This window comes from Mycobacterium sp. ST-F2, assembly GCF_001905655.1.
Lineage (GTDB): Bacteria > Actinomycetota > Actinomycetes > Mycobacteriales > Mycobacteriaceae > Mycobacterium.
Window position 1 is genome coordinate 113,521 of the sequence record NZ_JMHT01000007.1, and the last position, 11,540, is coordinate 125,060.

Below are 11,540 nucleotides of genomic sequence, written 5' to 3' on the forward strand. Positions count from 1 at the left end.
CGCCGAGTAGGCCCGTTTCGAGGGCGGGAAGGGACCGTTAGGCTCGGTCATCGTGCCAGCTCTGAACCCTGCCGAAATCTCGGCGATCGATACCGCCCACATCTGGCATCCGTACAGCACCATCGGTGCCGAGGCGGTGCCGGCGGTGGTTGCCACCGAGGCCCACGGCACCCTGCTGACCCTCGTCCATGAGGGCGAACCAGTCGAGGTCATCGACGCGATGAGCTCGTGGTGGACGGCGGTGCACGGGCACGGTCATCCGGTGCTCGACGCCGCGATCACCCGGCAGCTCGCCACCATGAATCACGTCATGTTCGGTGGGCTCACGCACGAACCCGCGGCGCGGCTGGCGCAGCTGCTCGTCGAGATCACCCCGGCGGGTCTGGACACGGTGTTCTTCTCGGACTCCGGTTCGGTCTCGGTCGAGGTCGCGGCGAAGATGGCGTTGCAGTACCAGCGCAGCCTCGGCCGCCCCGGCCGGTACAAGCTCATGACGTGGCGCGGCGGGTACCACGGCGACACCTTCACCCCGATGAGCGTCTGCGATCCAGACGGTGGCATGCACTCCATCTGGACCGATGTCCTGATGCCTCAGATCTTCGCGCCGCAGGTTCCGTCGAACTACGACCCCGAATACGTGGCTGCCTTCGAGGCTCAGCTGGCCGCGCACGTCGACGAGCTCGCGGCCGTCATCGTCGAGCCGGTGGTCCAGGGCGCCGGTGGCATGCGGTTCCACGACCCGCGCTACCTGACGGCGCTGCGCGACATCTGTACGCGGCACGACGTGCTGCTGATCTTCGACGAGATCGCGACGGGCTTCGGGCGCACGGGCGAGCTGTTCGCCGCCGACCACGTCGGCGTCAGCCCCGACATCATGTGCGTCGGCAAGGCGCTGACCGGTGGTTACGTGACGCTGGCCGCGACGCTCTGTACGGCCGAGATCGCGCGGGTGATCAGCTCCGGAGAGCCGGGCGCCCTCATGCACGGGCCGACGTTCATGGCCAACGCGTTGGCGTGTGCGGTGTCGGTGGCGGCTGTCGAGCTGTTGCTCAGCCAGGACTGGAAGGCCCGGGTCGCCGAGATTTCGGACGGGCTGCGACGGGGGTTGGCCCCGGCCGCGGAATTGCCTTCGGTGGCCGACGTGCGGGTGCTGGGCGCCATCGGCGTCGTCGAGATGCGCGAACCGGTGAACATGGCCCTGGCCACCGTCACCGCGATCGAGCACGGCGTGTGGTTGCGGCCCTTCGGGAAGCTGGTCTACGTCATGCCGCCGTTCATCTGCACGCCCGCGGAGATCGACCAGATCACCTCTGGTGTGGTCGCGGTTGCCCGTGCGTTAACCTGAACACCGTTCAATAGCACTGGAGTCAGGAGCGCGCCGATGACTGATCACTCGCCGCTGGCCTGGCTCGCCGATGTCGAACACAAGCGCCGGGCCGCAGGCCTGCGCCGGTCGCTGCGGGTCCGGCCCGCGGTGGCCACCGAGCTGGACCTCGCGTCCAACGACTACCTGGGCCTGACGCAGCATCCCGACGTGATCGAGGGCGGCGTCACGGCGCTGCACACCTGGGGCGCGGGCTCGGGCGGATCGCGCCTCGTGACCGGCAACACCGAACTGCACGAGGACTTCGAGGCCGAGCTGGCCCACTTCATGGGCGCCGAGTCGGCGCTGGTGTTCTCCTCGGGCTACACCGCCAACCTCGGCGCGGTGGCAGCGCTGTCCGGTCCGGGATCGTTGGTCGTATCCGACGCCTACAGTCACGCCTCGCTGGTGGACGCCTGTCGGCTGTCCCGGGCGCGGGTCGTGGTGTCCCCGCACAACGACGTCGGCGCCGTGGAGACCGCGCTGGTCAGCCGGTCCGAGGAACGGGCCGTGGTGATCACCGACTCGGTGTTCTCCACCGACGGCGCCCTGGCACCGCTGCACGCCCTCCATGAGGTCTGCCGCCGGCACGGCGCGCTGCTGATCGTCGACGAGGCGCACGGCCTCGGTGTGCGCGGTACCGGCGGGCGCGGCCTGGTGCACGAGGTCGGTCTGGCCGGCGAACCCGACATCGTGGTGACGACGACGCTGTCCAAATCTCTGGGCAGCCAGGGCGGCGTGGTGCTGGGCCCCGCGGCGGTGCGGGCCCACCTCATCGATGCCGCGCGCACGTTCATCTTCGACACCGGCCTGGCACCGGCCGCTGTCGGCGCCGCCCGGGCTGCGCTGCAGGTCCTCATCGCCGAGCCGTGGCGGGCGCAGGCCGTCCTGACCCACGCCGCGACGCTGGCCCGCTTCGGCGGCGCCGTCGGCACTCCCGATTCCGCCGTCGTCTCGGTGATCCTCGGTGACCCCGAGGTCGCGCTCGCCGCGGCATCGGCCTGCCTGGACCGCGGCGTCCGCGTCGGCTGCTTCCGGCCCCCGACCGTGCCGGCCGGCACCTCGCGGCTACGGCTGACCGCACGCGCGTCCCTCGACGACGGCGAGATGGACCTTGCCGGGCGGGTGCTCGGCGAGGTGCTCGCGCTGGTGCAGTCGTGACCGTGCTGCTGGTCGCCGGGACCGATACCGGCGTCGGCAAGACCATCGCCACCGCGGCCCTGGCCTGTGCGGCTCATCAGGCCGGCTTGGACGTCACGGTCTGCAAACCCGTGCAGACGGGTATCGCGCCCGCGGCCGGACACGGCGACGACGACCTGGCCGAGGTGGCCCGGCTGGCCGGCATCACCTCGCTCGTCCCGGGTTGGCGCTATCCCGAGCCGCTGGCACCCTTGGCGGCCGCCGAGTTGGCCGGTCTGAGGCTGCCGTCGCGCGACGAGCTGGTCGCGCTCATCAAGAACGTCGACCGACCCGGCCATTTGACGCTGGTGGAGGGCGCCGGGGGACTGCTCGTCCAACTCGGCTCCGACGGGACGACGTTGCGCGACCTGGCCGTCGAACTCGGGGCCGCGGTCCTGGTCGTCGTCGCGCCCGGTCTGGGCACCCTCAACCACACCGGGCTGACGGTCGAGTCGCTGGCCGCGCATGGCATCGACTGCGCCGGACTGGTGATCGGCAGCTGGCCACAGGAGCCGGGGCTGGCGGAAGAGTCCAATCGTGGTGCGCTGGACGACATCGCCCCGGTGCGTGGGGTGCTGCCCGACGGCGCGGGCCGGTTGTCGCCTGACGAATTCGCCACCGTCAGCGTGGCAGCCTTTGATTCGCAATGGGTTTCGAGCCTGGTCGGCTGACGTGGTGCACTCGGTCGAGCTGCTGTTCGACCTCGACACCGAGGCCGTGATCCGGCGCGCCTGGGATGACCTGCGGGCCGCGGGGATCACAGCTCAGCCGCCCGCCGCTCGTCCGCACACCACCCTTACAGTGGCCGATCAGATCGATGATGCGGTCCTGCCGGTGCTCGCCGGCATTTCCGGGCGCTTTCCGTTCGGGGTCCGGATCGGTGCCGCGCTGGTGTTCGGCCGTTCTGCCGGAATCCTGGCCCGGCTCGTGGTTCCCAGTGCTGAACTTCTCGACCTGCATGCCGAGGTGTGCCGGCTCAGCGCTCCGCATCTGCGGCCGGGCCCCATGCCGCACACCGAGCCGGGTGACTGGACGCCGCACGTCACCCTGGCACGTCGGGTCCCGCCGGACCGGCTTGCCCGAGCCCTCGGCATCGCCGGCCGGCCGGCTGAGATCAGTGCCACCGCCATCGGATTGCGGCTGTGGAATGGCAACGCGCGCACAGAGATTCAGATCGGTTCGAGCTGAGCCTGGTCCCTGCGCCGGCAGTCTGACATGGTGGGGACATGGACCGCGCCGCGATCATCCGCGCCGAATCCCAGCGACTTGCCGATGTGCTCGCCGCTACCGAGCCCGAAGCGCCGTGCCCGACCTGTCCGGATTGGAACGCGCTGGATCTGCTGTGGCACCTCACCGAGGTCCACTGGTTCTGGTCACAGATCCTTGCCCGTGACGCCCGCACCGACGGCGATGTCGGAGCGATAGAACAGGCCAAGCCCGACCGTCCGACGGTCGTCGCCGACCTGCTGGCACTACGTGCCGACAGCACCGAGGCACTGCTGAACCAGCTCGCCTCCCTCTCCGATGCCGAGCCCCGGTGGTCCTGGTGGCCGCCGGAGCAGACCGTCGGGTTCACCCGTCGCATGCAGACCTACGAGGCCACCATGCACCGGGTCGATGCGGAGCTGACCGCCCGAATCCCGTTGGGTCCCATGGCATCCGACGTGGCGACCGGCGCCGTCGACCATGCGGTCGACGTGATGTGGGCGTGGCAGCCCGAGGGCGCGACGTACGTGCGCGACGCGGTCGTCGAGTTCGTCGCCGCAGACACCGGCGCCCACTGGCTGGTCGAGGTCGGCCGTTGGGCCGCAGACGGATTCGGCTCCGACCGGCCTCGGGCTCAGCGTGCCGTCGAGGGTGGGGCGACGGCAGTCGTCACTGCCCCGGTCGCGGATCTGGCGCTGTGGTCGTGGACCCGCGGGGGATCGGTCTCGGTGACGGGTGAACCGTCGGCGGTGGCGGCGCTGGAGTCCGTCGTCGCGGGCGGCCTGCCCTGAGGCGGTGTCTCTCCGCGCGTCACCGGGCCCGCAGGGCGTCAACCCATTGCGTCCGGTCATCCCCGTGTGCCGCGAGTCCGTCGATCAACAGGTCCAGGCCGAAAGTGAAACGGCCACCGGCGTTTTCGGACCACACCGTGTCGCCGTCGGCCACCGTGGCACCGGCCGCGTCCCACTGGATGCGGGACTGCTCGTCGACGGTGAAGCCCAGCACGTAGTACACGACGGTGCGGGCCGCGAGTTCGGCGTCGTCGGCGGTGAGCCCGGACTCGGCGCAGGCGTCGGCCAGGGCATCGGCGATCCGGCCCATTTCCGCCGACCGTCCGGCGGAGAAACTGGCCGACACCAGCTCGGCGCCGTCGGTGGCGGACAGCAGCGCGTCGCGCAACGCCGAACAGAGCGCCACGATGCGATCGGGCCACGGTCCGCTGACCGGGACGGTGGCGGTGGAGGCCAGCAGGCGGTCGGCCACAGCCCCCAGGAGCTCCTGTTTGTCGGCAAAATGCCAGTACAGCGCGCCGGGGCTGACGCTCAGTTCACGGGCCAGCCTGCGCATGGTCAGGTCGGCGATCCCGTAGTTGTCCAGGATCTCGGCGGCCTTGGCCACCACGTCGCTTCGGTGCAGTTGCACGTCTGTATCCTAAACACCGTTCAAGTTGTAGGCCGCAGTCGGCCTGGAGTAAGGAGTGCCGATGACTCAGGCCGCGACCGATGTTTTGGGTGTAGCCCGCGAGCAGGTGCTCGAGCGTGGCGAAGGGCTGACCCAAGAGCAGGTGCTCGAGGTGCTGCAGCTGCCCGACGACCGACTGGAAGACCTGCTGGCCCTCGCGCACGAGGTGCGCATGAAGTGGTGTGGTCCGGAGGTCGAGGTCGAGGGCATCATCAGCCTCAAGACCGGCGGTTGCCCCGAGGACTGCCACTTCTGTTCGCAGTCCGGCCTGTTCGCCTCTCCGGTGCGCAGCGCCTGGCTGGACGTCCCGAGCCTCGTCGAGGCCGCCAAGCAGACCGCCAAGACCGGTGCCACCGAATTCTGCATCGTGGCCGCCGTGCGCGGACCCGACGAGCGCCTGCTGGCCCAGGTGGCCGCCGGCATCGAGGCCATCCGCAACGAGGTCGACATCCAGATCGCGTGCTCGCTGGGCATGCTCGATCAGGAGCAGGTCGACCGGCTCAAGGCCATGGGTGTGCACCGCTACAACCACAACCTCGAGACCTCGAAGTCGTACTTCCCGAACGTCGTCACCACCCACACCTGGGAAGAGCGTTGGAAGACGCTCGAGATGGTGCGCGAGGCCGGCATGGAGGTCTGCTGCGGCGGCATCCTCGGCATGGGCGAGACGCTGGAGCAGCGTGCCGAGTTCGCCGCGAACCTGGCCGAGCTGAACCCGCACGAGGTGCCGCTGAACTTCCTGAACCCGCGCCCGGGCACCCCGTTCGGTGACCTCGAGGTGCTGCCGGCCGCCGACGCGCTGCGCGCCGTCGCCGCGTTCCGTCTGGCCATGCCGCGCACCATGCTGCGGTTCGCCGGTGGTCGCGAGATCACCCTCGGCGACCTGGGCGCCAAGCAGGGCATCCTGGGCGGCATCAACGCAGTCATCGTCGGCAACTACCTGACCACGCTGGGTCGCCCGGCCGAATCGGACCTGGAACTGCTGGACGACCTGCAGATGCCGATCAAGGCTCTGAACGCCACGCTGTAGAACCAGACGTGATGACTCGCGAATTGCCCGCACCGGTCAGTGCCGGCAAGTTCAACGTGTACACCGGTGTCGCGACGGATGCCGTCGACGGCGCCGTCATGCCGACCACGGCTCAGCTCGGTCTGGAGGCGCCCCGGTGGTGCGCCGAGTGCGGTCGGCGCATGGTGGTGCAGGTGCGCCCCGACGGTTGGTGGGCCAAGTGCTCGCGGCACGGGGTGGTGGACTCGAAGGACCTGGAAACCCAACGGTGAGTCAGCCCGCCGAAACTGTTCCGGCGCCCAAACTTTCGCATCGCGCCGCGGCGCTGCGGGTCGTCGTCGGCCTGACGCTGACCGGCGCGCTCGGTGGAGTGCTGTGGGCGTTTCTCGCCCCGCCGGTCGACGCCGTCGTCGCGCTGACCAAGAAGGGTCAGCGCATTCACGGGTACTTCGGTGACGAATCGGACCGGGTCTTCCTGGGCGGCGCGCTGGCGGTCGGTCTGTTGACGGTGATCGCCGTGGTCACGGCGACACTGGTGTGGCAGTGGCGCGCGCATCGCGGGCCGCTCCTGGCCGGCGCGCTGGCGCTCGGCAATGTGGCGGCCGCGGGCGCACTCACCGGTGTCGGCGCCGTCGTCGCTCATTGGCGCTACGGGACGCCGGACCTGGCGGGTGCTCCGCTGTCTCCCGAGCATCGGGTGGGCTACCTCGTCGAGGCGCCGCCGGTGTTTTTCGGCCACTCGCCGTGGGTCGTCGCCACGACGCTGTTCTTCCCGGCCGGTATTGCCGCGCTGGTCTATCTGTTCTGCACGCTGGCGACCAAGCGCGACGATCTGGGCGCCTGGCCGCCGGTGGTGCCGGTTGCTGTAGCGCTACCGGCTACCGACGCCCAATCGGAAGTCCCAGCAGAACCTTCGTGCTGACCACGCCGAGCTTGATCAAGCCGAGGTAGGTCGCGGGATTCAGCAGCGCCGGCCACGAGGTACGCACAGTGGGGCCCAGCGGCTTACCTGCGAACCGGTCGGCCAGCCAGCTCAGAGTCATCGGCGCGGCCAGTGGGTGCAGGGCGATGTGCTCGCTGAGGATGTCCCGGTGGTAGGTCACGTGCGAGCCACCCATGACGTAGGTGTCGGTCAGCTCGTCGATGTTCCCGACCGAGATGATCTGGTCGTACACGGCCTGCATGATCAGCAGCGGCGGGGTCGGCGCCGTCTTGCCGAGCTTGATGCTCTCGAAGACGTGCTGCACCTCGGGGGTGTCGAGCACCTGCTGCAGCGGCGACTTCAAAAGGCTGTCGAAGTCGAGTCCGGCGTGGCGGAAGACGGCTTCGGCGGTGGTCATGCCCTCGATGTTCCGCAGCATCGCCTTGCCGGCTTCGGTGGCGTGCTCATGGATGACGCGCTTGAGGCCCGGGTAGATGTGCATGAGGGCTGCGATCACCGTGGCGGGCAGGCCGGCCTTTGAGGTGCCGTTGAGCTGGCGGAACACCTCGGCCAGGTCGCCGACCGGCGAGCCGAGGGCGGCGCCGACGACGTTGAGCTCGGGTGCGTAGTTGGCGTATTCCTCTGCGGCCCAGGCGCTGGCGAGGCCGCCGCCCGAGTAGCCCCACAGGCCGATCGGTGCGTCGGCGTAGAGGCCGAGGGATTCGGTGTTGATGGCGGCGCGCAGGCCGTCGAGGATGTGGAAGCCCGGCTCATGCGGGGCGCCCCAGATGCCGTCGGTGCCTTCGTGGTCGGGGATCGACACGGCCCAGCCCTGTGCGAGCACCGCGGCGACGAGCACGTATTCGAGCTGCGCCACCGAACCGAGGGCCCGGGCGCGGCGCCGCAGCGCGTAGGACGGGAAACAGGCATCGGAGACTGCGTCGATGGCGCACTGGTAGGACACGATCGGGCAGCGGGTGTCCGCGTTGTGCCCGACGGGCAGCAGGACGGTGGTCACCGCGGCCTGCGGGGTGCCGCTCAGGTCGGTGCTGCGGTACAGCAGCTGCGTGGCGGTGACGCCCTGGGGGATCACGCCCATGAAGCCGAGTTCGACGTCGCGGGACCGCAGGACCGTGCCTGGCGCGGTGAGTTCGAAGCCGACGGGCGGCACGTAGAACGTGTCCTCGCTGGGCCGCAGCGGGCGGATGCCGGATTGGAGTGCCTCGTGGTACGGCTGGCCGATCCACTCGGCGTCGAACGCCCTGGCCGCATTGCCCATGGTCATCGGGAAATCATGTCTTAAGGAACCCTTAAAAACCAATTCAGGCGCGCGAAATGTGGCCTGAAAGTGACCTACGTCACGGCTCGTAGGTTAACTAGGTGGGCGTAGCGCGGCGAATTCGTCGGTGACGCGGTATGTCGAGTCGGTGAACCGGTAGAGCGCGGCAGGGCGGCCGCCGCTGCGTCCCGAGCGGGCCGTCGTGCCGGTCGGGGTGATGACGCCGCGCCGGCCCAGCACGCGCTGCAGGTTGGTCGGATCCACCTGATGGCCGAGTGTGGCGGCGTAGATGTCCCGCAGTGTGGTGAGGGTGAATTCCTTTGGGGCCAGAGCGAATCCGATATTGGTGTACGACATCTTGGCGACCAGCCGGGCGTGGGCGTGGGTGATCATCGGGCGGTGGTCGAAGGCCATGGGCGGTAGCGCCGACACCGGGTGCCAACGCGTGTCGGCCGGCAGTTCGGGTGTCGCGGGGGAGGGCACCAGTCCCAGGAAGGTCGAGGCGATGGTGCGCGGCCCGGGCACGCGCTTGGGTTCGGAGAACACCGCGAGCTGCTCGAGATGGGTCAGTTCGCGCAGGTCGACCTTCTCGGCGAGTTGACGCCGCACGGAACTGACCAGGTCTTCGTCGTGTCGCAACTGGCCACCGGGCAGGGACCACGCGCCCTGCTGCGGTTCCATGGCGCGCTCCCATAGCAGCACGCTGAGCTGCGGTTTCTTGCCGTCCAGGAGGCGTACCTGAAACACGACGGCGAGCACTTCATGCGCAGTACTCACATCCGTCACGTTTTCGATTTTAAGTCGAAAACAGCGGAGAGCAAAAGTGGCCGTCGCAGTGGTGGCGCGGCGTTGCTGTCGGTCGAACGGATGAATTTGCAGCAAAATAGCGAGAGCGTCAAAGATGCGGAAAACAATACTGCTATATTGCTGTGGGAATGTTGAAACATGCTGGGGGAGCTGGCATTTCTTTGTGATCGGGTCGTAGATCGGGCCGTCACCATTCCGGTGTCTGTCTCGATGACTGGAACGCAGCAACGCAAAATCTATCTACGGGGGTGGAACTGTCGTGGCGTTGAAATACCGGAAGACACCCGCATGGCTGGTGCCCGTGCGTCGTCGGATGATCGAGATGATCCCGAAGCGGCTGATGCGCCACGTGCTCTATCGGGCGGTGATGGGGACGCGCGGCGACTTCACGAATCCGCAGACGTTCAACGAAAAGGTGAACTGGCGCATCTTCAACGATCGGCGGGACCGGATCGTCAAGGCCTGCGACAAGATGTGGATGAAGGAGATGGCCCGAGCCATTTACCCGGGCGCGGATCTGCGCATCGCGAAGACGTTGTGGTCAGGCACCGATCTGCGGGACGCCCCGGACCTCGCGACGCTGCCGCCGTGGGTGCTCAAACCGAACCACAGCAGCGGGCACGCCCTGTTCGGGCCGGAACCCGGCACTGACCTGGCTGCGCTGTACACGGACACCGAGACCTGGCTGCACGAGACGCCGATGGAACTCGGTGAGTGGGGTTACAGCCAGGCCCGCCCGCTGCTGCTGATCGAGGAACGCATCCCGACCCCGGACGGCAAGCCGCCCGTGGACTACAAGTTCTTCGTCTTCGACGGCCGGGTCGAGCTGATCCAGGTCAATCGTGGTCGGTTCGGCAAGAACCTGACCGCCACCTTCATGGACGCCGAGTGGCGACAGTTCTCCGTGCGCCAAGGTGACCGGTTGGTCGTCGACGAGCCGCGACCGGCGGAGTTGGACAAGATGTGCGACATCGCCCGAGTGCTGGGGGCGGGCTGGGACTTCATCCGCATCGATCTGTACGCCGTCGACGGCGAGGTGTGGTTCGGGGAGTACACGCCGTATCCGGGTAGTGGTCTGCTGCCGTACAAGCCCATGAGTTTCGATCTCGAGCAGGGCATGCTCTGGAAATTGCCGACAATCGATGAGGTTCAGCCCGGTCGGCCGTAGCCGGCGGGGCGGCTGTCAGGTCCTTTGGGGTCGCACATGGAACACGGAGGTGAACACTTCGTGTGGAGTGCTAGTATGTGGCATGTTTTCGATCATAAGTCGAAAACCTGGCCAGGTTCAAAGGAGACGGCCATGACGGTTCTGGACCGAGCGACGGAGTCCGGCGGTTTCGGCAACGTAGTCGCCGACGCGCAGTGGGCGGACGAAGTGCGCCGCCTGGCCAAACAGCGCAATGCCACGATCCTCGCGCACAACTACCAGCTGCCCGAGATCCAGGACATCGCCGACCATGTGGGCGATTCGCTGGCCCTTTCGCGCATCGCTGCCGATGCCGCCGAGGAGACCATCGTGTTCTGCGGTGTGCACTTCATGGCAGAGACGGCAAAGATCCTGTCACCGGCCAAGACCGTCCTGATCCCGGACCAGCGGGCGGGTTGCTCGCTGGCCGATTCGATCACCGCCGACGACCTGCGCGCCTGGAAGGCCGACTATCCGGACGCGGTCGTGGTGTCGTACGTGAACACCACCGCGGCGGTCAAAGCGCTCACCGACATCTGCTGCACGTCGTCCAACGCCGTCGAGGTGGTCGCCTCGATTCCGGCGGACAAGACCGTGCTGTTCTGCCCCGACCAGTTCCTCGGCGCACACGTCCGCCGGATGACCGGGCGGGACAACCTGCACATCTGGGCCGGCGAGTGCCACGTGCACGCCGGCATCAACGGTGACGAGCTCGCCGACCAGGCCCGCTCACACCCCGACGCCGAGCTGTTCGTGCACCCCGAATGCGGTTGCGCCACCTCGGCTCTCTATCTGGCCGGCGAGGGCGCCGTCCCCGACGACCGGGTCAAGATCCTGTCCACCGGTGGCATGCTCGACGCCGCCCGGGAGACCCGGGCCAAGCAGGTTCTGGTCGCCACCGAGATCGGGATGCTGCACCAATTACGCCGTGCCGCACCGGAAACCGAGTTTCTCGCGGTGAACGACCGGGCCTCCTGCCCGTACATGAAGATGATCACGCCGGCCGCGCTGCTGCGCTGCCTGCGCGATGGTGCCGACGAAGTGCACGTCGACGAGGATGTCGCAGCCGCAGCTCGATTGAGCGTGCAGCGCATGATCGGGATCGGGCAGCCCGGCGGCGGGGAATAG

Annotated in this window: 13 protein-coding genes; 10 read left to right on the plus strand and 3 right to left on the minus strand. The window is 68.3% G+C overall.

Annotated features, from left to right (window positions below; all coding sequences use genetic code 11):
• Positions 1-52 precede the first annotated feature (52 nt).
• The 5 genes from EB75_RS04105 to EB75_RS04125 are packed head-to-tail and all read left to right on the plus strand — an operon-like array spanning position 53 to position 4,539.
• On the plus strand, positions 53-1,345 hold the full coding sequence (locus EB75_RS04105) for an adenosylmethionine--8-amino-7-oxononanoate transaminase (protein WP_073694202.1): 1,293 nt from the start codon (positions 53-55) through the stop codon (positions 1,343-1,345).
• 36 nt (positions 1,346-1,381) lie between these two features.
• A complete protein-coding gene (locus EB75_RS04110) occupies positions 1,382-2,524 on the plus strand; it encodes an 8-amino-7-oxononanoate synthase (RefSeq protein WP_073694203.1) in 1,143 nt (380 codons plus the stop codon).
• Positions 2,521-3,213 carry a dethiobiotin synthase gene (bioD, locus tag EB75_RS04115; protein ID WP_073694204.1) on the plus strand — a complete coding sequence of 231 codons (693 nt, stop codon included), beginning with the start codon at positions 2,521-2,523 and terminating at the stop codon, positions 3,211-3,213. The genes EB75_RS04110 and bioD overlap by 4 nt, the downstream gene beginning before the upstream one ends.
• Position 3,214: 1 nt before the next feature.
• A complete protein-coding gene (locus EB75_RS04120) occupies positions 3,215-3,730 on the plus strand; it encodes a 2'-5' RNA ligase family protein (RefSeq protein WP_073694205.1) in 516 nt (171 codons plus the stop codon).
• Between the two features lie 38 nt (positions 3,731-3,768).
• Positions 3,769-4,539, plus strand: a complete 771-nt coding sequence (locus EB75_RS04125; RefSeq protein WP_073694206.1) for a maleylpyruvate isomerase family mycothiol-dependent enzyme — start codon at positions 3,769-3,771, stop codon at positions 4,537-4,539.
• 19 nt (positions 4,540-4,558) lie between these two features.
• Here the strand turns inward: EB75_RS04125 and EB75_RS04130 are convergent, their stop codons facing one another.
• Positions 4,559-5,170: a TetR/AcrR family transcriptional regulator C-terminal domain-containing protein gene (locus tag EB75_RS04130; RefSeq protein ID WP_073694207.1), complete on the minus strand. Its 612-nt coding sequence runs from the start codon at positions 5,168-5,170 to the stop codon at positions 4,559-4,561.
• A gap of 61 nt (positions 5,171-5,231) precedes the next feature.
• Here EB75_RS04130 and bioB point away from each other — a divergent pair, with 61 nt between their 5' ends.
• The 3 genes from bioB to EB75_RS04145 are packed head-to-tail and all read left to right on the plus strand — an operon-like array spanning position 5,232 to position 7,140.
• A complete protein-coding gene (gene bioB, locus EB75_RS04135; protein WP_073694208.1) occupies positions 5,232-6,239 on the plus strand; it encodes a biotin synthase BioB in 1,008 nt (335 codons plus the stop codon).
• An 11-nt stretch (positions 6,240-6,250) separates the two neighbouring features.
• Positions 6,251-6,490, plus strand: a complete 240-nt coding sequence (bsaP, locus tag EB75_RS04140) for a biotin synthase auxiliary protein BsaP (RefSeq protein WP_073694209.1) — start codon at positions 6,251-6,253, stop codon at positions 6,488-6,490.
• Positions 6,487-7,140, plus strand: a complete 654-nt coding sequence (locus EB75_RS04145; protein ID WP_073694210.1) for a DUF2567 domain-containing protein — start codon at positions 6,487-6,489, stop codon at positions 7,138-7,140. Before bsaP ends, EB75_RS04145 begins: the two co-directional genes overlap by 4 nt.
• Here EB75_RS04145 and EB75_RS04150 read toward each other — a convergent pair.
• Together EB75_RS04150 and EB75_RS04155 are read right to left on the minus strand one after the other, a co-directional pair.
• Positions 7,097-8,425, minus strand: a complete 1,329-nt coding sequence (locus EB75_RS04150) for a lipase family protein (RefSeq protein ID WP_073694211.1) — start codon at positions 8,423-8,425, stop codon at positions 7,097-7,099. The genes EB75_RS04145 and EB75_RS04150 overlap by 44 nt on opposite strands.
• 87 nt (positions 8,426-8,512) lie before the next feature.
• On the minus strand, positions 8,513-9,205 hold the full coding sequence (locus EB75_RS04155) for an NUDIX hydrolase (protein WP_073694212.1): 693 nt from the start codon (positions 9,203-9,205) through the stop codon (positions 8,513-8,515).
• A gap of 280 nt (positions 9,206-9,485) precedes the next feature.
• Here EB75_RS04155 and EB75_RS04160 point away from each other — a divergent pair, with 280 nt between their 5' ends.
• The gene (locus tag EB75_RS04160; RefSeq protein WP_286150078.1) at positions 9,486-10,394 is read left to right on the plus strand and encodes an ATP-grasp fold amidoligase family protein; all 909 of its coding nucleotides are present in this window, start codon (positions 9,486-9,488) and stop codon (positions 10,392-10,394) included.
• Between the two features lie 132 nt (positions 10,395-10,526).
• Positions 10,527-11,540: a quinolinate synthase NadA gene (gene nadA, locus EB75_RS04165; protein ID WP_073694214.1), complete on the plus strand. Its 1,014-nt coding sequence runs from the start codon at positions 10,527-10,529 to the stop codon at positions 11,538-11,540.